Raw genomic sequence first — 22,815 nt, forward strand, 5'->3', positions numbered from 1 at the left:
GGGATGTCCCGTATGAAAAATCCCCGCGGATGCACCGATCGTGCGGGCCTGTGATTCAAAGCAAAAGCATTTTTCTTTGGCTACTTTTGACCGAAGGGAATCCAGACGGACTTTTGTTGCTTTAGACAAAAGAAAGTAACTCGCCCGCTTGCGGGCGAAAGCTCCTTGCGTTTGATCTTAATGATCAGAAACTTGAAACTTCCAGAAAGATCAAGATCAAACGATAAGAGCTTCCGCCACTAAAGCGGCGGGTTACTTTCTTTTGTCATAAGCAACAAAAGAAAGGTAACCAAAGAAAAATGCTTTCTCTTTGGATCACAAGCCCGCACGTTCGTTGCATACGCAGGCATGCAACACACGGGACATCCCTGTCCCGGTGTTGCACGGCGCGCGTCCCTGCGCGCCGCCCTCCGGGTGTCCTTTGCCTTCGCGAGTCTTAGGCTGCGCACAGCAACAGCAACAGCAACAGCAACAGCAACAGCAACAGCAACAGCAACAAATGCGCGCGAACCAAAGGGTAGGAGCGGCGCAAGCCGCGACAGCCAAAATGGAGCAACTACGTCGCCGCACGAAAGCCCGGCCGCGGCTCGCGCCGCTCCTACCCCGAGATGCAAGGGTTGCAGCTAGTGGATGGTCATTAATCCCCAGCCCTGTTCAGCGTGCCTGTCGATCCGTTTCTCCGAATCGACAGGCATGCCTGCGAACTGCGTCGCCGTTTCTCGCTGAAGCGTTAAGCCGATGCATGGAATCCCCATGACGTTGATGAATGCATCGAAAATAAATCGTTGCGACCGTAACGTCGCCTTCGCGGTCCGTGGTGGCACTGTGGGGCCTGGAATCGATTCGTCGAACAGCGAGCGTGTCGCGGCGTCGTCGCGGCACCGGGTGATCCTCACCCCGTTCGGTCCTGCCCGTGCACTGATCGCTCGCCATGTGCCCGGGTTCTTGTTCTAGGAGTCGACCATGACCGTCTATACGAACCGTTTTCACGAGACGGATATTTCGACGATCGACTCGTCGACCACCGATGCCGCGGATTCGGCGCTGTCGCTGGCCGTGCTGGACCTCGATTCGGAACTGGCCTATTGGCGCAGCCACTATCGCGGTCTGATCGATCGGCCGGGCTTGCGCTACAGCGATTACGAGCCGGCGGTGAAACTGGGCCTGGACGCTTACATGCGCAGTCGAGGCCGGACCCTGGAGGAGATGCAGGACGGCATCGGCGTGTGCTATCGCCGTACCCGCGGCGCCTCGCGCCTGGATTGGGACGAAGCCCGCACGGTGGTGGAGGCGGCCTGGGGCCGGCTCGAACAGCGGAGTTCGCCCCCATGACGCTGCGCCACGCCTTCGAGCGCGGAGCGAAAGCGGCTTCCCGCTTCACCGGGCATCCGCTGTGTTTCGGTCTCGCGCTCGGCGTGGTGCTTGTTTGGGTGGTCAGCGGTCCCTTGTTCGGTTTCAGCGACACCTGGCAGTTGGTCATCAATACCGGGACGACCATCATCACCTTCCTGATGGTGTTCCTGATCCAGAACTCGCAGAACCGCGACTCGGCCGCGGTGCAGATCAAACTCGATGAGTTGATTCGTGCCACCGAGGCCGCCGAGAACGCCTTGCTCGACCTGGAAGAGCTCGACGAAGACACCTTGGAGAAGTTCCGCGAGCGCTACGAACGGCTCGCCCGCGGCGCTCGCAAGCGCCACCCCATCGGCGCCGATGGACAAACCCTTTCCCCCCATCAGGAGAAACAGGATGAAGAAGACCCAGCCGCACGCCCCGCAGGTTCGTGAGCTGCTGCTGCAAGCGCTCGAAACCGAACAGGGCGGTATCAAGATTTACGAGGCGGCGGTCGAATGCGCCGTCAACGAAGACCTGCACAAAGAGTGGCAAGGTTATCTCGCCGAAACCCGCACCCACGAGAAAGTATTGCTCAACGTGTTCAAGGAACTGGGCCTGGACCCGAAACAACGCAGCCCCGGACGCGAGGTCGTCGGCCACATCGGCCAAGCGCTGGAGCAAGCCATCCGGATGGCGCAGAAAGCCGGCGATCCCGATGCCGCACAACGGGTCGCCGCCGAATGCGTGGTGCTGGCCGAGACCAAGGACCACATGAATTGGGAGCTGATCGGGCACCTGGTCGAGCATGCGAAGGGCGATGGCCTCGAGGTGCTCAAGCAGGCTCATGAAGCGGTCGAGTCCGACGAAGACCATCACCTCTATCACACGACCGGCTGGACCCGCGAGCTGTGGATCGAGTCGCTCGGGTTGCCGGCGGTTCTGCCGCCGCCCGAGGAAATCAAGCAGGTCGAGACCGCGATCGGCGCGGCTCGGGCCGAGAAAGCCCGCAGCCAGATGTTGTGATTGCAGGGGAGCGCGGCCCTGGGTTGTCGCGGCCGGCCACGGTTCGCTCACGCGGATGCAGCCGGTCGCGGCAACTCAGGAACGTCGCGACCCGTAGCGGCGCCTCCGCGGCGCGACGCTCGCCGACCTGCGGGCGCGAAATCGGGAGAGACGGCCTTCGCAAGGTGTCGCCGTTCACTCCGGTTCAACGCCCGCGGCGGCACAGTCGAGACCCGATGTTCCCGCCGGCGATTCAGGCCGGCCTTGCGAGGTAGCCATGGCGCGCCCGATCTGGACCGGAACCCTGTCGTTCGGATTGCTCAACATCCCGGTCAAACTGATGACCGGCGAGCGTCGCGTCGACCTGCATTTCCGCATGCTGGACAGCCGCAACAAAGCGCCGATCCGTTACGAGCGGGTCAACGAGGAGACCGGCGAAGAAGTGCCGTGGAAGGATATCGTCAAGGCCTTCGAGTACGACAAGGGCAGCTATGTGGTGATCGAGGAGGCCGACATCGCCGCGGCCGCACCGGACCACAAGGAAACCGTCGATATCGACACCTTCGTCGACGCCGCCTCGATCGGCGCCGAGTTTTACGAGAAGCCCTATGTGCTCGAACCCGGCAAGAAAGCCGAGAAAGGCTACGTCCTGCTGCGCGAGGTGCTCAAGCGCACCGGCATGGTCGGCGTCGGCCGGGTGGTGATCCGCACCCGCGAATACCTGGCGGCGGTAGTGCCGCAGGGCGACGCCCTGATGCTGATGATCCTGCGCTACGCCCAGGAACTGGTCGACCCCAGCGATTACAAACTGCCCGAGGGCAGCATGACGAAGTGGAAGATATCGCCGCGCGAGGTCGAGATGGCCGAGCAGTTGATCAAGTCGATGAGCGGCGAGTGGAAGCCGGACAGCTACAAGGACGACTTCCGCCAACGCCTGCACAAAGTCATCGAGCAGCGGGTCAAGTCGAAGAAGGTCGTGCATGGCAAGCCTGCCGACGAAACCAAGCTGCCGGAGAACGCCGCGACCAACGTCATCGACTTCGCCGAACTGCTCAAGCGCAGCCTGGAGAAAAAGGGCGGGCAGGGTGCGGCTAAGCGCGCGGCCAAAAAAGCCCCGGCCAAGAAGACCGCGAAGGCGGCCAAGAAGCGCACGCGCAAGTCGGCGTGACGGCGCGGCTCTGAGGACTGCGCCGTGACGCTGCGCGACTACGTCCGCAAACGTCGCTTCGACGCCACGCCGGAGCCGGACGCCGACCGCGGCCGCGCGCGTCGCGGGCGGCGCAAGGCGCCGATCTTCGTCGTCCAGTTGCATCATGCGCGGGCCCGCCACTACGACTTTCGCCTGGAAGCCGACGGCGTGCTGAAGAGCTGGGCGGTGCCGAAGGGGCCGTCGTTGCGTGCCGGCGAGCGCCGTCTCGCGGTCGAGGTCGAAGACCACCCGCTGTCCTATGCCGATTTCGAGGGAGACATTCCCGAAGGCCAGTACGGCGCCGGCCATGTCGACATTTTCGATCAGGGCACCTGGCGCACCGACGACGACGCCCTCGACCAGATCGCCGCCGGTAAGCTCGACTTCGAGCTCGACGGCGAGCGCCTGCACGGCCGTTTCACCCTGGTGCGGACCCGGCCCATCGGTAAACAGCAGCAGTGGTTGCTGATCAAGCGCAGCGACGAGCATGCGCGCGACAGCGACGCCGATCGCATGCTCGACGAGCCCGCCGCGGCCGCCAAGCCTGCGCCGCCACCAGCGAAACAGCTCGCCAGGAAATCCCGAGCGACCACCGCCAACGCACGCGGGGCCGGGGCAGGCGGTTCAGGGGCCTGGCGCAGCGCCGCCGCGAAGATCGCCGGCGCCGTCGCGGCGCCGATGCCGAAAGACGTCGAACTGCAGTTGGCGACGTTGCGCGAGCACCCGCCGAACGGCGGCGACTGGCAGTTCGAGGTCAAGTGGGACGGCTATCGCATGCTCGCCTATGTCCATCGTGGCGTGCGCCTGCAATCGCGCAACAAGGTCGATTGGAGCGAGCGCTTCGTGCACCTGGCCGAGGCCATCGCCGGCCTGCCGCTGCGCAGCGCGGTGCTCGACGGCGAGTTGATCGCCTCCGATCGCAGCGGCCGCAGCGATTTCGGTGAGTTGCAGCGCCTGCTCGAATCCGGGCAGTTGGATTCGCTGCGCTATGTGATTTTCGACCTACTGTATCTGGACGGCATCGACCTGCGCGGGGCGGCGCAGGCGCAGCGCCGAGGCCTGCTGCGTGAGGTGTTGGCGGCTTCGACCTCGGACGTGCTGGCCTTCAGCGAACATGTCGAAGGCGACGCCGGGCAGGTGCTGGCGGCGAGCGTCAAGGCCGGCCTGGAAGGCATCGTCTGCAAGCGCGCCGATGCGCCTTACCACGGCGGCCGCAGCCAGGCCTGGATCAAGCTCAAGCACGTCGCCGACGAGGAATTCATCGTCGTCGGGCATACGCCGCCGAAGCACGGCCGCCAGGGTTTCGGCTCCCTGCTGTTGGCCCGGCCCGGCGCCGACGGCCTGGTATATGTCGGTCGCGTCGGCAGCGGTTTCAGCGATGCGGCCTTGCGCAGCTTGAGCAAGCGCCTGCAGGCGCTGCACAGCGAACAGGCGGCGGTGGAACTGCCCGGGCACGTGCCGTTTCCGCTAGGTTCGGTGCGCTGGGTCGTGCCGGAACTCGTCGTCGACGTGCATTCGCGCGGACGCGGCAAGGAAGGCCTGATCCGCCAGGCCAGCTTCGTGCGGCTGCGCGAGGACAAACGGGCCGCCGACCTGAGCGCCGCCGTCGCAGCCGCGCAGGCCGAGCCTGCGCCGCGACGCGCCAGGGCGGGGCGCGCCCGGCCCATCCGCGCCCGATCCATCGAGGAAACTGCGATGAGCGACACCCGGCTCAGCCATCCCGAACGCATCGTCTATCCCGCCGCGAAGATCAGCAAAGGCGAGGTCGCCGATTATTACCGCGCGGTCGAGGCCTGGCTGCTGCCGGAACTGATCGAACGTCCGCTGTCCTTACTGCGCTGCCCGGATGGCATCGCATCAGCGTGTTTCTTCCAGAAACACCACGCCGACAGCCTGGGCGAGGGCGTGCACCCGGTTCGCCTGCGCGAGTCCGCCGGCCAGGCCGACTACGTCTACGTGCGCGACATCGAAGGCGTGTTGGCGCTGGTGCAGATGAACACCCTGGAATTCCATCCCTGGGGCGCGAAACGACAGGCGCCGGACCGGCCGGACCGGTTGGTGTTCGACCTGGACCCGGCCGAGGACATCGCCTGGAGCGAGCTCAAGCGGGCCGGGCGCGATGTGCGCGACCGGCTCGCCGAGATCGGGCTCGACAGTTGGCCGCGCTTGTCCGGCGGCAAGGGCATGCACGTGGTAGTGCCGATCCGGCCCGGCCCGGACTGGGCCGAGGTCAAAGCCTTCAGCGAGGCCTTCGCCGACGCCATGGTCGCGCAGGCGCCGCTGCGCTATGTCGCGACGGCATCCAAGGTCGCCCGCAAGGGGCGCATCTTCATCGACTGGCTGCGCAATGCGCGCGGCGCCACCAGCGTGGCGAGCTGGTCGCTGCGCGCGCGCGAAGGCGCGCCGGTGGCGATGCCGCTGCGCTGGGACGAATTCTCGCGAGCGCGTTCTTCGACCGACTTCGATCTGGCCAAGGCATTACGTCGCGCTGCGCGCCTGCGCAGCGATCCCTGGGAGGGTTTCGCCGAGAGCCGACAACGCTTGCCGACGATATGAAACCTCAGGTCGATTGGTCCGGTGGTTTCGTGCCGGCCTTGCGCTCGGCGAAGTTGAGCAGGAACAGGACCAGCAAGGTCAGCACGGTCGCTGCGAAGGCGAGCAGGTGATAACGCAGGCCGGTGCTGGCGCCGATCACTGCGACCATCAACAGTGAGGCCGCGGTGGTGACGCCGGACACCGCCTGGCCGCCGCGCTGGGCGAATATCGTGCCGGCGCCGATGAACGACACGCCGGCGACGACCGCCTCGACCAGGCGCAAGGGATCGATGTTGACCAGGAAGGGAATGCGGAAACGCGGGTCCATGATCGCCAATTGGCCCACGCCGACCAGCAGCGAAGAGGCGCCCGCGACCAGCATGTGGGTGCGGAATCCCGCCGGTCGATTCTTCAGTTCGCGCTCCAGGCCGATGGTGCCGCCGAGCACCATTGCGTAGGCGGTGCCGCCGACGACCCACAGCTGACTCAACAGCTCCATGAATGCGCTCCGGCTGGGTAAGCGCTCTTGATAACCCGGGTCATGTGAGGCGTCGGTGACCGGCTGCCGTCGCGACGGCGCGCAGATGAACCGCACACCCCGCGCTAACGACGCGCTGTCCCGGCCTTAACTCTCCGGCGGTTAGCGTCGGCATCGTGATTCCAACGATTCCGATCAGGAGACCGGTCATGTCTCGTGGAGATAAGTCGTCCTATACCGACAAGCAGAAACGCCAGGCCGAGCATATCGAGCAGCAATACAGGAAAGACGGCGTATCGCAGAAGGAAGCCGAAGAGCGCGCCTGGGCCACCGTCAACAAGCAGGACGGCGGCGGCAAGAAATCCGGCTCGGGCCGCAAAGACCATCACTGAGCTCCATCGCAGTTCCATCACCCGAAGGCATCGAACTGGCCCGTGCCGTACGCAGCAAGCGTTCCGACCATGGCCGCGGCTTCATGGCCTGGCGCAGGGCGCGGTCCCATGCCCGATCTCGTATGTCTCGATCCCGTGTCTCGATCCCGAATGTCTCGATCCCATATATGAGGACTCCATCATGAAATCTATGCGTCTCGCGATTCTCACCCTGACCCTGGCTGTCTCCGGCACCGCCCTGGCGGCGCCGCAATCCAGCGGCAGCCCCACTGGCAACGATCCGGCCACGGGCACCGGCAACGAGTCGGCGCAGCCGGTCAGCGATACCTGGATCACCACCAAGGTCAAGGCCGAGTTGTTGGCCACCAAGGGCGTGACCGGCACCGATATCAATGTCGAGACCGTCAACGGCGTAGTCAGACTGTCCGGTCACGTAGACGGCAAGACCGAGGCCGACAAGGCCGTCGAGATCGCGCGCAAGATCGACGGCGTCAAGAAGGTCGACAGCACCGGGCTGGTCTCGGCCAGGAGCGCCCACAACAAGTAGGCGACGGCCGGCATTCCCCGGCCTGCCGACTCTCATAAGGACAGTTCCTCATAGGACAGTCCACATACGGACAGTCCATAGGACGGAGCGATGACCCAGCTAGCCGACCGTGTTCACACCGATCCCGCCGAGATCCGCCGATTGAGCCTTTTGATCGAGCGGCTTCCCGACGAAGGCTTGGTCGATATCGTTCTGGTCGATGGCAGTCGGCAGGTCGGGGTCGTCGCGACCCGGCCGAGTCTGCAGACCTTTCTCGACGCCCACGGCAACGAAGGCAGCAATGCGGTGCTGCGACTGGAAGACATCCGCGGCGGCGACCGCGTCGCCTATCTTTGGCTCGACGAGATCCTGAAAGTTTGCCCGTTGCAATCCGACGAACGCGAATTCGTTCGTCCATCGGCCCGCGGGAAACCGACGGGCAGCTAGCCGGCGCCGGTGGGCGAGGCCGATCTCGCCGGACGCCGCGCCGCCACACCACAGGAGCCCGTCATGGCCGTTTGCGAGGTTTGCGGAAACCAGTACGACAAGACCTTCACCGTTTCGATGGGGACGCGCAGCGGCACCTTCGATTCCTTCGAGTGCGCGATCCACGCCATGGCGCCGCGCTGCGCGCACTGCGACTGCCGCATCGTCGGGCACGGCATCGAGGACGACGGCACCTTCTACTGCTGCGTGCATTGCGCCCGCAGCGCCGGCGTCAGCGGGGTCGCGGACCGGGCATGAGCCTGGGGCGCCGGCAACCGGGGCCGATCCGCAAATCCTCGAACTTGCGCACAGTTTTCAGAGCCGTTGCGGAACGTCCTATGAGCATGCTTTCGGCTTCACCGGCGATCGGCGATGCTAGCGCCATGCGCGCCATCCGCTCGTCCGACCCCGCGGTCATCCACAGTGCCAGCGAAGGCGTCTGCTATCTGTACGTGCTGCCTTGCGCTTACGAGGACCAGCTCAAGCTGGGCTTCTCGCGCGGGCCGCTAGGGCGCATCCAAGCGCTGCAAGCGCGGTTTTTCGAGTTCTTCGATCTCGATCTGGCCTTCCTGGTCGAAACCGAGACCGTCGGCGATGCGCGCAAGCTGGAACTGGACCTGCGCCGTCGCCTGAGCGACTACAACGCACCGGCGCCGTTGACCGTGAACGCGCAGGCCGGCGGCCACAGCGAGTGGTATCGCGGCGCCTATCGGGCGCTGGCCGAGGAGGCGGTGCGCCTGCAAGCCGTCGGCCATACCGTGCATCGCCCGCTGCGCGAATGGCTGGGGCGGCAACTCGCCGCGCAGGGCGATGACTTGTACGACCGCAGCGCCGCCCTGATGACGCAACTGCAAGGCGATGTCTCGTTGCTCGACCAACCCGGGTTGCGGACCTTGCGGCGCAAGTTACTGGACTCACTCGATGCGCATGCGGCCTTGGGCGTCGAGCTGGAACCGCGCCTGCCCGAGGCCTTGCTGGCGTGGTATCGAGCGAGCGGTTCGAGAGACTGAGAGTTCGGATCGCGCCAGCGTTCGAACGGCGCAGATCGGCAAGCAGATCGGCAAGCAAGGCTTCGGCATCCGACCGCACACAGGAGCGATACGACCATGACCCGACTCGACAAGCCGATGCGACGCGAAGTGGAGATCGACGGCAAGCTGTACACGCTGACGGTCGATCCCGATGGCCTCAAACTGTCCGAGAAAGGCCGGCGCAAGGGCATCGCGCTGAGCTGGAACGATCTGGTATCCGGCGACGCGGCGCTGGCGGCGGCCCTGCAGGCTTCGACCGGGCACGCCTCGACCATGGGCTGATCCGCCGGGCGGACGCACTCAATCGGTACGCACCCGGAACGCCAGGCTGATGCGTGGGTCGACGACGCCGGGCGCCTTGGGGATGCCATGGTCGTAATGCTGCTGCGAGGCATGGCTCATGACCACCAGGCTGCCGGATTCGAGCTGCAGCTGCCAGGTTGCGTGCGGCGGGCGCTTGGCCCGCACGGTCATGCGCCGTGTTGCGCCGAGCGATAACACTGCGATCGGCCGGCCCTGTGCGAGGTTGTGCAGCTTGTCGTTGTGCAGGGCGACGCTGTCGCGGCCGTCGCGATACAGGTTCAGGCCGACGCTGTTGAAGGGGGTCGTCAACAATTCGCCGATGCGTTCGGCGGTGTCGGCGAGCATCGGCGGCAGTGCGTCGCGATCGAGGCGATACATCGCCATGCGCCGCGGCACGTCGATCAGCCGCTCGTACATCATGCGTTGTTGCGAGGTCCACGCGGCCTGTTCGAGCAGGGCCGAGAACAAGCGCATCGACCACTCGCCATCGAACACGCCCGGCAGATAACGCACGCCGCCTTCGGCGTCGCGGATCGGTTGCTGCGGGTCGGCCTCGAACAACGAATGCTGGTGCATAGCGCATGATGCGACGAAACATTCTCAAGCTGCGAGACGGGCGCCGCAGCGTCGCAGCTCGCGGTCGTCAGGCAGCGGCGGCCGGCTTCTCCAGTTTCGGCAGGAACCAGGCCAGCAGGCCGATCGCCGGCAGGTAGGCGCACAGGGCGTACACCGCTTCGATGCCGATGCGGTCGGCGAGCTGGCCCAGGGCCGCGGCGCCGAGGCCGCCCATGCCGAAGGCGAAGCCGAAGAACAGGCCGGCGATGACGCCGGTGCGGCCCGGCACCAGCTCCTGCGCATAGACCAGGATCGCCGAGAACGCCGAGGCCAGGACCAGGCCGATCACCACGGTTAGTGCAGTGGTCCAGAACAGGTTGGCGTGCGGGAGCAGCAGGGTGAAGGGCAACACGCCGAGGATCGAAAACCAGATCACGTAGCGGCGGCCGATGCGGTCGCCGATCGGCCCGCCGAGCAAGGTGCCGGCGGCGACTGCGCCGAGGAAGACAAACAAGTGCACCTGCGCGTCCTGCGCCTTGAGCTGGAATTTTTCCATCAGGTAGAAGGTGTAGTAGCTCGACAGGCTCGCCATGTAGAAATACTTGGAGAAGATCAGCACCGCGAGCACCGCCATGCTGCGGGCGATGGTCTTGCGCGGCAGCGACGCGCGCGCAGCGCTAGCCTGTTTCTTGCGTTGCGCCGGGATCTGTTCGCGGTACCACACGCCGATGCGGCTCAGGATCACGATTGCGGTCAGCGCGGCGAAAGCGAACCAGCCGACGCTGCCCTGGCCGCGCGGCATCACCACGAAGGCGGCGAGCAGGGGACCCAGTGCGGAGCCGACGTTGCCGCCGACCTGGAACAGCGACTGAGCCAGGCCGTGGCGGCCGCCCGAGGCCATGCGCGCCACCCGCGAGGACTCCGGATGGAACACCGACGAGCCCGAACCCACCAGGGCCGCGGCGAGCAACAGCATCGGGAAGCTCGACGCGCGCGACAACAGCAACAGGCCGGTCAGGGTGAAGCCCATGCCGATGGCGAGCGAGTAGGGCATCGGCCGTTTGTCGGTGTAGATGCCGACCAAGGGCTGTAACAGCGAAGCGGTAACCTGGAAGGTCAGGGTGATCAGGCCGATCTGGCCGAAATCGAGCTTGAACGCGTCCTTGAGTAGCGGATAGATCGCCGGCAGCAAGGACTGGATCATGTCGTTGAGCAGATGGCAGACGCTGAGCATCGCCAGGATCGGCAAAGCGATGCGGCCGGCCGCTTCGGCGGGTTTGTGATCCGCTTCGAAAGCGGGCAGGGCGGCGGTCGCGAGCGTATCGATCGATGCGTCGTTCGACGCGTTCGGGGTATCGAGGGTGGTCATGGCGACCAGTAGACGCCGCCGTGCGCATGCCCGCATTATTGTTCAGGTCAACAATCTTCGAGATCGGGCCAATGCGCAATGTCCTTGCGACCCAGGTCGACGCCTTGCCGGGCCGTATCGTCGCGACCTCGAACGACCACCCGAGCCACCATCGCATCGCCCGGCACCGCCATCGCCGCTCGCAGCTGCTGTACGCCGCATACGGGATCATGGTGGTCGGCACCGAGACCGGGCGCTGGATCGTGCCGCCGGAACGCGCGGCCTGGATTCCGGCCGGCATGGCCCACGACGTGCATGTGCTGGTCGCGATCAGCACGCGCAGCGTCTATATCGAGCCCGAGCTCAGCGCGGCCTTGCCGCGGGACTGTCGGGTGGTCGGGGTGTCGCCGCTGATGCGGGAGCTGTTGTTGGAAACCCTAGACCTGCCGTTGCAGGCCGAGAGCGGGTCGCGGCCGGACCTGATCTATTCGCTGATCGTGCAGGAAATCGAACGCGCGCCGGTGTTGCCGCTGGACATTCCTTTTCCGGCCGATCCGCGCCTGGCCAAGCGTTGCCGCACCTACCTCGCGCATCCCTCGCCGCACGACACCATCGACGACTGGTGCCGCGACCTGGCGATGAGCCGGCGCACCTTCACCCGCCGTTTCCGCGGCGAAACCGGCACCAGTTTCGCCCAATGGTGCCGACAGGCGGCGATCTTCGCCGCCTTGCCGCGGCTGGCCGCGGGCGAGCCGATCACGACCCTGGCGCTGGACCTGGGTTACGAAAGCGCCTCGGCGTTCACGACCATGTTCAAGCGCCTGATCGGCATGCCGCCGAGCCGGTATCTGGCGATGTCGCATGGGCCTGCGCGCGAGGGCGCTTGAGTCGCCAAGGGTAGGCGCGGCGCAAGCCGCGACCATGATCCGCAAATACCCCCGTCATTCGATGTCCTGCTTTGTTGAGATGGCCGGCGTGCGAACAGACGGTTCAGTCGGCTCTCGTTGTCCGAGCTGTGTCCGATGCCGGCGTCGATTCCGGGTTTTCGCGGTCGCGGCTTGNCGGCGCGAGCCGCGACCACGCCCTTGCAGCCACGACGAAGCTCCAGCGTAGCGGGACGCCAGCATCCCGCTCGCCGAAACCACGGTCAGCGCGACGCCACCGCCGCGGCGGCTTCCTCGATCAGGGCGGACACCTCGGCCGGGCGCGAAGCCAGCGAGGCATGGCTGGCATCGAGCTCGATCACCTTGCGCGCGTTCAAACGCGCCGACATGCGCCGCTGGTTTTCCGGTGCGATCATCCGGTCCTGGCTGGAGATCTGGTACCAGCTCGGCTTGCTCTTCCAAGCCGGGGTAGCGACGGTGTCGCCGAAGGTGCTGGCCAACGGCGCCTTCTGGGTCACGCCCATGACCAGGCCTTCGTCGGCGCTGAGGTCCTGGCAGAAGTCCTGGTGGAACTTGTCGGCGCTCAGCCACAGATAGCCGTCGCTGTCCGGGGCCAGGTCGGGTGCCGCCTGCGGCACTGCCTGCTGGGTGATGCCGCCGGGGCTTTCGCCGGCGTCCGGCGCGAACGCAGCGATATAGACCAGCCCGGCCACGTTCGGATGATTGCCGGCCTCGGTGATGACCGCGCCGCCATAGGAATGGCCGACCAGCAGCACCGGCCCGTCGACCTGGGCGACCATCTTGCGGGTGCGCTCGACGTCGTCGGCGAGCGAGGTCAGCGGCAGCTCGACTGCGCGCAGGGCGTGGCCCTTGCGGGCAAGCTCGACGATGACGCGGCTCCAGTGGGCCGCGCCGCCCCAGAAGCCGTGGACGAGGACGATGGTCGGTTGACTGCTCATGTTGGTGTTCCCGAATGGTGGTGCCAACGCACTGGATGCCTGAATCGCCCGTTGGCGTGGCGACCCGACGGGGCCGGCGGCCCAAGCTCGCGATCAGCGAGCGCTTCATACCTCGCGAGCGGCGAGCGTTTCATGCCCGCGTGTATGCCCGCCGTGAAGCCGTGGCCCACGGTTGCAGGTTCGCAACGTCGCCGCGGCGGGGCTTGTGGCGGTGCCGGCCCGAGCGCTTAACTTAGAGCCCAGCCGCGGCCGCGGCGTGACCGAAACGCCGCACTCCGATGCCGAAACGCCAGAGCGTCCGCGCCGCCCGAAACGTCGATCCTGTCGTCGCGCCGCCGCCCGCGCAGGCGCGCAAGGCCCGCAAACCCCCCGCACGAACCGACCCGTCCGCAGACCCGCTTCAGACCGATCCGATCCAAACCGATGTGTTCTTCGAGGCCTTTCGCCTGGCGCGACTCCATGGCGAACTGCTCGGCGAGACTCGACTGCGCCTCGGCCAGGCACTGCGCCATCCGCGCGGCCGGGCGATGTTCCATTTCGTCGCCGACGCGCCTTGCCTGTTCGTGATCGAAGCTGCGCAGGGCGGCCGTCAGCGGATCGTCGCGCAGCCGGGCGATTTGCTGATCCTGCCGCAAGGGCACGCGCATCGGATCCTGGCAGACGCGGTCGAGACGGGCGCACAGCGCGGTGCGTGCGCGCAGCTGACCAGCGGCGTATTCGAGTTCGAGGCGCTCAGCGGCGCCTCGCTGGTGCGGGCCTTGCCCGAATGGCTGCACGTCCGCACCGGCGGCGCCGACGGCCCCAGCGAGGACTCGCCCGAGCAATGGCTGGCGCTGAGCTTCGCGGCGATGCGCAAGGAGGCGCGGCAGCCGAACATCGGCAGCCGGATCATGATCGCGCGCTTGATCGACATCGTTTTCATCTGGGCGGTGCGGCATTGGTTGGCGCAGGCGCCAACGCAGCAACGCGGCTGGATCGCCGCCTTGCGCGATCCGCTGGTCGCCCGCGCCCTGGCCTTGCTGCACGCGCAACCGGCGTTCGACTGGACCGTCGAGGCGTTGGCCGCACGGCTGCATCAGTCGCGTTCCGCGCTCGGCCAGCGCTTCGCCGAACGCGTCGGCGAACCGCCGATGCGCTATCTGGCCGGATGGCGGATGCAGCTCGCCGCAGACCTGCTGCTGCGCACCGACCTGCGCATTTCGCAGATCGCCGCGCAGGTCGGTTATGGCTCCGAGCCGGCCTTCAGCCGCGGCTTCCGGCGTGTGTTCGGCAGCGCGCCGAGCGATTACCGCAAGCGGCTGCGCGAACCGCCGCTGCGCTGAGTGCGCCGGCGGCGCTCAAGCGCCGGACACGAGCAAGGTGATGACCCAGACGTCGACGCCGTTGTTCTGGGTCTGTTCGACCGACTGCACCAGGAACGAGGTCCCCGGGGCGAAGGTGTATTCGATCTTGTCCGGGTCGTCCGACAGCGGCGTGATGTAGCTGGCGGCATCCCAGACCCAGGCGCCGTCGGGCGGGTTGGCGACCAGGACGATGCCGTTCTGGTACTGCATCGCCTCGCTCATGCTGCTGCCGAAACTCCAGACCATCTTGGTGGTGATGGTGTCGCCGGGCCGGATGTAATCGGCGATGGCCTGGTTGAAGTCGATCTGCAGCGGCACCGTGTCGGGGCCGGCATTGAGCGGGCACTGCAGGAACTCGATGCCCAAGTGCTCCATGCCGAGTTGGTAGATGTCCATCTGCCCGCTGAAGAGCTGCGGCTGGTCGACGATGCTGGTGCGCGGCATAGCCTGATAGGCAGCGGAGAGCAAACGGTTCTCGACGTCGCTGAACTGCTGCAACCGGGTCGCCACCGCGGCCAGTTGCGACTGCACGTCGGCCAGGGACGAGGCCGGCGTCATCATGAAGGAATTCATGTAGTCGGCGTTGCTCGGGTTGTAGGTGTTCCAGTTCGATTCCCAGATTGCCGTGGCGATGCTGTCCTGGTCCAGCGGCAACGGCGACTGGCTCATGCCGGTGTATTCGAAGATCTTCATGAACACCAGGCGAGTGAACGAGGCCGTGGTCCAGTCGTAGATCGACATCGCCAGTTGGAAGCTGTACGGCGAGAACGGAAACAACTGCGCGCCGAGCGCGGCGATCTGGGCGAAGCTCTTGCCCGGCGCATCGGGGATGTCCTGATAGGGCACGTACTTGTCGGCGATCATCTGGTCCAGGTAGGCCGCATCGGCGGCCGCGACCACCGGCAAGGGCTTGAGCTGTCCGGATCGGGTAACCCCGGTTGCCGCCGCGGTCACCGTGAAGCTGCCGTCGCCGGGCAGGTACAGGTCGAAGCTCGCGCTCGGGTTCGGGGTGTAGTCGAAATCGGCGCCGTTGAAGTCGATGAAATCCATCACCGGACCGAACGGAAAGCCGTTCTGGAAATCGGTGACGTCGAGAAAGCCCTCGCCGTCGACGATCAAGCGGCTCGATACGCCCTTGCCGCCGCGCCAACTGTCGATCGGCAGGCCGTCGCTGAACCACAGCGAGGCCTCGCTTGGATTGCGGATGGTCTGGAACTGCCACATGCGGGCCTCCCGGCGTATCGGAACCGACGCGGCCGCGATGCGGAGCGTGACGGGCGACACGCGTCGCCCGACGTTTTCCCGTCGCGGATCAGCCCATACAACGCGACGGCATGGCGATCACGGCCACCTCGCAGGTGCGGCGCTCGCGATCACTTCGCGATCAACAGCAGCAGTGAACGCGCCTGCAATCCATAGGTCGCGTTCTCGCCGCCGATCAGGGTTTCCGAGCCCGGCACCGCGACTGCGTTCGGGCCTTCGTTCCAGGTGGCGGTGTCGGTGACGCGGTACCACTGCTTGCCGTTGCCGGGCCAGGGCAGGACGAAGTTCACCGGCCCCGACCAGCCGTTGTAGGCGACGTAGATCGCGCTGGCCGGGTCGGCGAACTCGCTGCCGTCGATGCGCCAGGCGAGGGCGTGGTTGCCGCTGCCGTTGAAATACGCCGCATCGGCCTGGGCGCCGTCGGGCTTGAACCAGCGCAACTGCTCCATGACGTTGCCGTTACCGTCCGTGCCGCTGTAGAAATTGACCGGACGCAGCGCCGGATGCGCCTTGCGGAAGGCGATCAGGCGCTTGCTGTAGGTCTCGTGGTCGGCCTCGATGCTGTCGCGGGTCCAGTACAGCCAGTTCGCCGCCGAGTCCAGGTTATAGGTGTTGTTGTTGCCGAATTGGGTGCGCAGCACTTCGTCGCCGCCGGTGATCATCGGCACGCCGGCGCTCAGCATCATGAAGGCCAATCCCGTGCGCGCGGCCTTGCGTTGTTCGAGGACCACGCCGGCCTGGTCCCAGCTCAGGTTGTGGTCTTCGCCGCCGTCGGAAGGCCCGTACGGCCAGGGCTGGTTGTTCTGCTTGTCGTTGTAGGCGTAGAGGTCGTTGAGGGTGAAGCCGTCGTGGGCGACCATGAAATTGATCGAGTGCCAGGGCTTGCGGCCGTCGTCGCCGTAGAGGTCGCTGGACCCGGCGAAGCGCGAGGCCAGGGTGCCCGGCGTGACCACCTCGACGCCGAGCTTGTTCTGCTTCTTGCGCAGGGCATCGCGGTACAGGCCGTTCCATTCCGCCCAGCCGGCGGGGAAGTTGCCGACCTGATAGGAATTGCCGCCGATCGCCCAGGGTTCGGCGATCAGGTCGAGACCGGCGCCGCCCGCTGCCGCGCGCGGCGGCAGTTCGGCGACGATGCGGTTGAGCGCGTTGCCGGCGTCGCTCTTGTCGAAGTTGAAGCAGCCGTGCTGGCAGCTGTTGCCGAGCACCGAGGCCAGGTCGAAGCGGAAGCCGTCGACGCCGAGCGCGTCGCGCCAATAGGCCAGCGAGTCGACGATCAGGTTCTGGGCCACGGTGTTGCGGGTGTTGTAGTTGCCGCCGACGCCGGTGTTGTCCCAGGGGTATTTGAGGTCGGCGGTCAGCGAGTAATAGGCGGGGTTGTCGAGGCCGCGCCAGGACAGCAGGTTGTACACGGTCAGTCCGTCGCTGCCGCCCCAGGGGCCGCCTTCGCCGGTGTGGTTGTAGACCACGTCGATGTAGACCTTGATGCCGGCGTCGTGGAAGGCCTTGACCATCGCTTTCCATTCGCGGGTCGGCCCGCCGGCGCTCTTGTCGGCGGCGTAGCGGCGGTCCGGGGCGAAATAGTTCAGGGTCATGTAACCCCAGTAGTTATCGTTCGTCGTCGAGGTGGGGTCGACGTCGTTCTGGTCGTTTTGCGCCTCCTGCACCGGCAGGAATTCGACTGCGGTGACGCCGAGCCCCGCCAGGTAGGCGGCCTTGCGCGCTGCGCCGGCATAGGTGCCGCGTTCGGCGACAGGCACACTGGCGTCGTTACGGGTCAGGCCGCGCACGTGCACTTCGTAGATCACCTCGTCCTTGAGCGCGCGGGTCGGCTTGCTGCCGATCGACGAGGCATCGGCGGGCAGGGCCACGCTCTTGCCGGCGCAGGCGCCGCTGTCCTTGTTGCGATGGCTGGCGCCGCTGGCGTAGAGGGTGCCGTCGGCGCAGGCGGCGGTGTTCGGGTCCTGGCTGAGCTCGCGCGCGTAGGGGTCGATCAGCAGTTTGTTCGGATTGAAGCGGTTGCCGGCGTTGTCGACGTCGCTGACGAAACCGGTGCCGCTGCCCTTGCTCCAGGCGGCGTCGTAGGGCCAGTTGGGGCCCCAGGCGCGATACCCGTAGTAGACCGTGCCGGTGATGCCGTAGCTGGTCTTGATGGTGCTGGTCGCGACCGACTTCGACCAAACCTGGGTTGCCGCGTCCTTGGTCATGCTCAGGCGAGCGACTTCCTGCGCGCCGGAGGCGGTCTTGTACAACCACACCTCGATGCGGGTGGCGCGCGAGGAATAAACGCGAAAGTTGAGATTGCTCTGGCTGGCGTCGTAGCGCGCGCCCAACTGCTGGGCATCGATGGCGGCGCGTGCCTGGCCGTTGCCCAGCAGGCCCAACATCGTTGCCAGCACCACACTCGCCACGCCGTTCCACCACCGCGTCTGATCGCGCATCGCCACGCACTCCTGTCGAGTCGGAAGGCGCGCAGTCTGCGCGCGCCGCCTCACTCTAAGGCCGTTGCTGCGCTGCTCCGGAACGGCTGCAATCGTATTCAATGCCGCGTTCCGTGATCGCGGACGCGGCTCGCGGGCGTGGCCGCGCTCGTCGGATGCTCAGGACGGCGAGGCGAGCACCTGGATCGCTGCGGAGAACTTCGGCCCGCGCGCCAACAGCCGCAGCTGGCGCGGTCGGCGTTGCAGCCATTCGCGCAGCGCCCGCCATTCGCCCTCGCGCCAGGCCGGATACACGCCGGATTCGTTCCAGTCGCACAACTCGTCGAAGACCAACACCGTGCCGGGTACGATGCGTTCGTCCATCAAGGTCAACACGGTGACGGTGGACTCGTACAGATCGCAGTCGATGTGCAGCAGCGCCGCAGGGCCGGGATGCGTGGCCAGCCAGGCGGGCAGGCTGGCGCCGAATTCGCCGCGCCACAACCGCGCATTCGCCGGCACCTCGGGCAGGCTACCGGTATCGAAATGGCCGGCCGGATAGACACTGTCGGCGCTGCGTTGCCAGGGGATCGGCAAACCGCTGAAGGTGTCGAAGCCGTGCACGCTGCGTTCGGGCAGGGCATTGGCGAGGGCGCTGAGCGAACGTCCCCGGAACACGCCGAACTCCATCACATGACCGCTCGGGCAGTGCGCCCGGGTCACCGCGAGCAGGCTGTCGAGGTCGCTTTTGTGCGGCACGGGCAAGGCGCGAAACGCGGCGATGTCGAGCGCGGCGCCGGCATCGATCACCGGGGCCGCCGCCAGCATCGCCGGAGCGGCCTTCGCCGCCGCGTGCGCGCCACGATCGATGCTCGCGATGGCGGCGCTGCGCGGCCGCTCCCAGTTGATCTCTTCGATGCGGCCGTCGAAACCCTGTTGCACCGGCATCGGGAAGAACGGTGCGAGGCGTTCGATGTCGCCGATATCGTGGCGCAGCGCGGGCAACTCGGCCTTGCGCACCCGCACGATCAACGAGATGTTGTAACCGTAGACCTTGAGCCGGGCCTCGCGGCAATCGATGCCGGCGACGATCAGGTTGTACAGCAGCAGCCCGGCGTTCCACACCGTCAGGTGGCCGCCGACGATGTAGGGCCGTGCCGGCGGTACGGTAATGGCGAGCAAGCCACCTGGCGCGACGAAACTCACCAGGCGTTGCAGGAACAGGCCGACGTTAGCCTGGTGTTCCAGCGCATGCGAGCACCAGACCAGGTCGTAGCGCTCGTCGCTGGCGAAGTCCTCGAAGTCGCCGACGAAGTCCGGGCGATGGGCGCCGTAGGACTCGAACGAGATCGTGGTGACGCGCTTGCCGTGCTTGGCGAGGTGACGCGCCTGCAGGCCGTCGCCACAGCCGACATCCAGCACGCTGTCGAATTCGTACTGCGCCAGCAGCAGATTCAAAGCCTGGTCGGCCAGCCATGGCGGCGGCGGGCCTTTCTTCTTGCCGGCCTTGCGGGGCTTGGCGCGCGCAAGCGGGCTCGGTGCCGGGTTCGGTGCCGATTTCGGCTTCGGTTTAGGCGGCGCGACGACGGTGCGGAGCGGATGGGTCTTCATGCCACGGCTCGCTCGCCGCCGGTCGCGAGCGCGACCGCCAGCCGTAGATTGGCTTCCACCCAGGCGGCCATGCCGAACTCGGGGCATTGCGGCGGCAAGGCCAGGCGTCGCTCTCGCCAATGACTGCGTTGTCCGAGCATCGCATCGATCGCCGCGGCCATCGTATCGATGTCGTCGACGAGATGGCCGCAACGGCCGTCGCCGAGCAACTGCTCGGCCCAGCCGACCCGGGTGGCGACCACCGGCACGCCAGCGCGCACCGCATCGAACAAGGGCCAGGGGCCGCAGTCGCTGGCGCTGGTTACGACCACGCCGTCGAAGCGCCCGATCCATTCGCCGCAGCGCGACAGCGGGCATTGCGAGAGACCCATGACCGCGCAATCGATGCCGGCGCGGCGCAGGCTCGCGGCGGCGGCATCGAGACGTTCGCCGACCAGGGCGATGCGCATCGGCGACTTGGCCCGTTGTACGGCGGCGATGAAGTCGGCAAGGCCGCTGGCGTCGCAGCCTTGCTGGTTCGCCGGCCGGCCGACCCAGGCCAGTACCGGCACCGCGTCCTCGTTAGGCGGCGCCGGCGCGGCCTCGCTCCAGCCGACTGGCCGCACGATCCACTGTCGCTTCGACAGGTCGATGCCGCTCGCGGCCAGGATCGCTTGCTGATCGGGATGGGCGAGGACGAGACCGCTGCAGCGGGCGACGTCGGCACGCGCGCCGCCGCGCCGGTACGCCTCGGCACCGCTCATGTCGTGCAACTGCACCACGCTGCGCATCGGATCGGGGCTGCGTGCGGCTTCGCGGGCGCGCAGGAAGATCCAGGCCTCGGCCTGGGGCAGCGGTTTCTGGGTGGCGGCGACGCGGTAACCGGGCGGCGCGGCCGCGGCGAGCGCCTGCTTCCAGTGCTCGAACAGCCAGCCCTTGTTCTCGGCGACCACGTTGAGGGTCGGCAACGACGGCGCCGGCATCGACGCGGCTTTGCGCACGGCGGTACGCGGCAGGACGCGCGGAATCACCGTGCCGGTCGGCGCCAGCGGCCGTTCGCGCAGGGCGAGTTCGAGCAGACCGGCGACGCGCTGCGGGTCGGCGGCCTCGCCCAGGCTGCATTGGTGGGCGATCAGATGCTGCGCATAGGCGCGGCGGCAGGCGATGCCTTCGGCGCTGGCCGCGCTTTCGGCGAGCAGCGCCCAATCGCGCGGCGCCTCGGTCAGGAACGGCTTCACCGCGCCGCTACGTGGCCAGACGTTGCGGCCGAGCACGATCGCCGGCACGTCCCAGAGCAGGCCGTCATGGGCGACGTTGCTGTTGAGGGTGAGGATGCCTCGGCAAGCGCCGCTGCGCAGCATCTCGTGGATATTGCCGCGGGTCTGCGGCCACAGCAGGTCCTGTTTGCGGCGCAGTTGCAGGCGCAGATGGCGGTTGCGGGTGCGTGCGTCGGCCGGGTGCTGCTTGAAGATCACCGGCCACGGCGGGTCGAGGCGGCTAACGTGATCGATCAAGGCCTGCATGGTCCGCAGTGACGAGGGCGCGTGGCGGATGATGTTGGTGTCCGACTCGATCTGCAGCGGCACCAGCAGGAACTGCGCCGGCAGCTCGATCCGGTGTTCGCGATTGGCCTGCATGTACTGGTAGTAGCCGCTGAAACCGGTCGACTTGATCGCGGCCAGGCGCAGGTCGAGGGCCGCGTCCTGCTCGGCGCTCAGGTGCTGGCCGTCCCAGACGAAGGGCGCGGCATGCGAGTCGGCGTTGATGCCGCGCGGGCTGATCTGGTAGTCGGCGCGCGGCAGCCAACCGTGTTCGCAGTACAGCGCCGGGCCGAGCAGGCTATGGCCGCGGCCGTTCCAGACGATCGACAGCACGCGCGGATTGCGCGCGGTCGCACGCGGGTCGCGACTGACCGTATGACCAAGCGCGGCGACCGAGACGGCAAGGGTCTCGAACAGATCGCCGACCAGGCCGGGGGTACGTTTTTCGATCGCGACTTTCATGGCGGGGCTCCTTGCGGGCGCGCGGGGTCTTGCGGTTGTCGGCGTAGATGCCCGCACCGAGGCCGGTGTGGGCACCGGCGTGGGCAGGCGGTGCAGGGGGGCGGGGTCGCGCAGCCATTCGCCGGAGGCGTCGATCCGCGCTCCCGGCAGCGAATTCAGGCGGCTGATCGCGCTGAGGTTGAGCAACTCGACGCCGCGTCGGCCGAGTGCGGCTGCCAACTTGCCGTACTGGCCGTCGATTTCCTTGAGGCGGGCGGCGAGGGCATGGCGGCCGGTGGCGGCGAAGAAGTGATCGTCGGTGAAGTCGACCCCGATCAGGCCGATCCGCCGTGCGCCCATGTAGGCGGCCAGGCAGACCGCGACATAAGGCGAGTTCTGGGTGTAGTGCAGCGCGTCGTCGGCGCCCGCTTCGGTGCCGGCGTACTGGCCGAGTTTGAAGCGCACCACGGGCGGCCGTACCCGCCCGAGCTCGATCTGGGTGAACAGCGCCTGCGCATTGGATTGCTCGACGTAGCGGAAGCGGTCGAGCTTGAACTGCTGGCGCGGGTTCAGCACCACCAGATAGGTCGGGTCGAACAAGCGACCTACGTCGTTGACGCCGATGGTCACGAAGCGCTGCGGCTGAGGCAACTGCAACAGGGAGGGGCCGCAGCCGCAGACGACGAGGTCCGCGCCGGAGCGAGCGCCGCGATAGGCGGACAGAGCGTTCATTGACGCGGGTGTATCGCCATCAGCAACAGGAACAGTTTGTTCTTGGCTCCGGGGGCCCGATACACGCATTGCGCATCGAGCACGTTGGCGGCCAGGGAGGCCATCGACCACGCTTCGGCCTCGTCGCAAGGCGCGAAGGACTCGCGCAGTTGCTCGATATCCTCGCGTATGCCGCGATCCCGTACCGCGGCGAGTTGGGCCGAGGCCGAGGCAGGCACCGACTCATTGTCCCAACCCCACAGCCACGACTCCGCTTCCGGCGCCCAGCTGCCCGCGACCTGGATGTCGGCGCAGACTCGCTCGGCGTCGCTCTCATCATAGAAACGTATCGTCGCGGTGGGCAGGTCGATCTGATAGCGCTTGAACGTCCCCAGACCGTAGCGCGTCTGCGCCTCGGCCATGCGTTGCCGGGTTTGTTCGCGTGCCGTCTCGACCCAGGTTTCATACTCGTCTGCGTTCATGCTC

22 protein-coding genes are annotated in these 22,815 nt (G+C 66.7%); 13 read left to right on the forward strand and 9 right to left on the reverse strand.

The window, feature by feature from the left end; genetic code table 11:
- Positions 1-963 precede the first annotated feature (963 nt).
- From ACTJJK_RS14355 to ligD, 5 genes are all read left to right on the forward strand, one after another.
- The gene (locus ACTJJK_RS14355) at positions 964-1,332 is read left to right on the forward strand and encodes a hypothetical protein (protein ID WP_223620195.1); all 369 of its coding nucleotides are present in this window, start codon (positions 964-966) and stop codon (positions 1,330-1,332) included.
- Positions 1,329-1,787 (forward strand): low affinity iron permease family protein, encoded by a 459-nt coding sequence (locus ACTJJK_RS14360; RefSeq protein WP_223620196.1) that lies wholly within the window; start codon positions 1,329-1,331, stop codon positions 1,785-1,787. Before ACTJJK_RS14355 ends, ACTJJK_RS14360 begins: the two co-directional genes overlap by 4 nt.
- Entirely contained in the window at positions 1,750-2,358 is a 609-nt protein-coding gene (locus ACTJJK_RS14365) for a hypothetical protein (protein WP_440730566.1), read from the forward strand. Before ACTJJK_RS14360 ends, ACTJJK_RS14365 begins: the two co-directional genes overlap by 38 nt.
- Positions 2,359-2,614: 256 nt before the next feature.
- On the forward strand, positions 2,615-3,505 hold the full coding sequence (ku, locus tag ACTJJK_RS14370; RefSeq protein WP_440730567.1) for a non-homologous end joining protein Ku: 891 nt from the start codon (positions 2,615-2,617) through the stop codon (positions 3,503-3,505).
- A 24-nt stretch (positions 3,506-3,529) separates the two neighbouring features.
- Positions 3,530-6,082, forward strand: a complete 2,553-nt coding sequence (gene ligD / locus ACTJJK_RS14375; protein WP_440730568.1) for a DNA ligase D — start codon at positions 3,530-3,532, stop codon at positions 6,080-6,082.
- 4 nt (positions 6,083-6,086) lie between these two features.
- Here the strand turns inward: ligD and ACTJJK_RS14380 are convergent, their stop codons facing one another.
- Positions 6,087-6,560 (reverse strand): MgtC/SapB family protein, encoded by a 474-nt coding sequence (locus ACTJJK_RS14380; protein WP_031372367.1) that lies wholly within the window; start codon positions 6,558-6,560, stop codon positions 6,087-6,089.
- A gap of 188 nt (positions 6,561-6,748) precedes the next feature.
- Here ACTJJK_RS14380 and ACTJJK_RS14385 point away from each other — a divergent pair, with 188 nt between their 5' ends.
- The 6 genes from ACTJJK_RS14385 (at position 6,749) to ACTJJK_RS14410 (ending at position 9,256) form a co-directional block, all read left to right on the forward strand.
- Entirely contained in the window at positions 6,749-6,931 is a 183-nt protein-coding gene (locus ACTJJK_RS14385) for a hypothetical protein (protein ID WP_031372368.1), read from the forward strand.
- A 181-nt stretch (positions 6,932-7,112) separates the two neighbouring features.
- Positions 7,113-7,478, forward strand: a complete 366-nt coding sequence (locus tag ACTJJK_RS14390; protein WP_440730569.1) for a BON domain-containing protein — start codon at positions 7,113-7,115, stop codon at positions 7,476-7,478.
- A 90-nt stretch (positions 7,479-7,568) separates the two neighbouring features.
- A complete protein-coding gene (locus ACTJJK_RS14395; RefSeq protein WP_081930933.1) occupies positions 7,569-7,904 on the forward strand; it encodes a DUF3247 family protein in 336 nt (111 codons plus the stop codon).
- Between the two features lie 63 nt (positions 7,905-7,967).
- Positions 7,968-8,201 carry a hypothetical protein gene (locus tag ACTJJK_RS14400; RefSeq protein ID WP_031372371.1) on the forward strand — a complete coding sequence of 78 codons (234 nt, stop codon included), beginning with the start codon at positions 7,968-7,970 and terminating at the stop codon, positions 8,199-8,201.
- Between the two features lie 80 nt (positions 8,202-8,281).
- Positions 8,282-8,953, forward strand: coding sequence for a GIY-YIG nuclease family protein (locus tag ACTJJK_RS14405; protein ID WP_440730570.1), 672 nt, complete (start codon positions 8,282-8,284; stop codon positions 8,951-8,953).
- A 96-nt stretch (positions 8,954-9,049) separates the two neighbouring features.
- On the forward strand, positions 9,050-9,256 hold the full coding sequence (locus ACTJJK_RS14410; RefSeq protein ID WP_031372373.1) for a hypothetical protein: 207 nt from the start codon (positions 9,050-9,052) through the stop codon (positions 9,254-9,256).
- An 18-nt stretch (positions 9,257-9,274) separates the two neighbouring features.
- On the opposite strand, the gene ACTJJK_RS14415 is transcribed toward ACTJJK_RS14410, so the two are convergent.
- Together ACTJJK_RS14415 and ACTJJK_RS14420 are read right to left on the reverse strand one after the other, a co-directional pair.
- Positions 9,275-9,853: an alpha-ketoglutarate-dependent dioxygenase AlkB family protein gene (locus ACTJJK_RS14415; RefSeq protein WP_223620201.1), complete on the reverse strand. Its 579-nt coding sequence runs from the start codon at positions 9,851-9,853 to the stop codon at positions 9,275-9,277.
- Between the two features lie 67 nt (positions 9,854-9,920).
- Positions 9,921-11,201: an MFS transporter gene (locus ACTJJK_RS14420; protein ID WP_152566254.1), complete on the reverse strand. Its 1,281-nt coding sequence runs from the start codon at positions 11,199-11,201 to the stop codon at positions 9,921-9,923.
- A gap of 71 nt (positions 11,202-11,272) precedes the next feature.
- Here ACTJJK_RS14420 and ACTJJK_RS14425 point away from each other — a divergent pair, with 71 nt between their 5' ends.
- Complete coding sequence (locus ACTJJK_RS14425; RefSeq protein ID WP_031372376.1) at positions 11,273-12,067, forward strand: AraC family transcriptional regulator; 795 nt, start codon at positions 11,273-11,275, stop codon at positions 12,065-12,067.
- Between the two features lie 260 nt (positions 12,068-12,327).
- On the opposite strand, the gene ACTJJK_RS14430 is transcribed toward ACTJJK_RS14425, so the two are convergent.
- Positions 12,328-13,023, reverse strand: coding sequence for an alpha/beta hydrolase (locus ACTJJK_RS14430; protein ID WP_440730571.1), 696 nt, complete (start codon positions 13,021-13,023; stop codon positions 12,328-12,330).
- A 278-nt stretch (positions 13,024-13,301) separates the two neighbouring features.
- On the opposite strand from ACTJJK_RS14430, the gene ACTJJK_RS14435 reads away from it, so the two are divergent.
- Complete coding sequence (locus ACTJJK_RS14435) at positions 13,302-14,345, forward strand: AraC family transcriptional regulator (RefSeq protein WP_440730572.1); 1,044 nt, start codon at positions 13,302-13,304, stop codon at positions 14,343-14,345.
- Between the two features lie 15 nt (positions 14,346-14,360).
- Here the strand turns inward: ACTJJK_RS14435 and ACTJJK_RS14440 are convergent, their stop codons facing one another.
- From ACTJJK_RS14440 to ACTJJK_RS14460, 5 genes are all read right to left on the reverse strand, one after another.
- Positions 14,361-15,590, reverse strand: coding sequence for a hypothetical protein (locus ACTJJK_RS14440; protein WP_440730573.1), 1,230 nt, complete (start codon positions 15,588-15,590; stop codon positions 14,361-14,363).
- Positions 15,591-15,739: 149 nt separating this feature from the next.
- A complete protein-coding gene (locus ACTJJK_RS14445) occupies positions 15,740-18,067 on the reverse strand; it encodes a glycogen debranching protein (RefSeq protein WP_440730574.1) in 2,328 nt (775 codons plus the stop codon).
- 159 nt (positions 18,068-18,226) lie between these two features.
- Entirely contained in the window at positions 18,227-19,657 is a 1,431-nt protein-coding gene (locus ACTJJK_RS14450; protein WP_440730575.1) for a methyltransferase domain-containing protein, read from the reverse strand.
- Positions 19,654-22,350 (reverse strand): glycosyltransferase, encoded by a 2,697-nt coding sequence (locus ACTJJK_RS14455; protein ID WP_440730576.1) that lies wholly within the window; start codon positions 22,348-22,350, stop codon positions 19,654-19,656. The genes ACTJJK_RS14450 and ACTJJK_RS14455 overlap by 4 nt, the downstream gene beginning before the upstream one ends.
- On the reverse strand, positions 22,347-22,811 hold the full coding sequence (locus ACTJJK_RS14460; protein WP_440730577.1) for a DUF6882 domain-containing protein: 465 nt from the start codon (positions 22,809-22,811) through the stop codon (positions 22,347-22,349). The genes ACTJJK_RS14455 and ACTJJK_RS14460 overlap by 4 nt, the downstream gene beginning before the upstream one ends.
- Positions 22,812-22,815 lie beyond the last annotated feature (4 nt).

It is taken from the genome of Lysobacter sp. 22409, assembly GCF_052045105.1.
In the GTDB taxonomy this organism is placed as follows: Bacteria; Pseudomonadota; Gammaproteobacteria; order Xanthomonadales; family Xanthomonadaceae; genus Lysobacter; species Lysobacter antibioticus_B.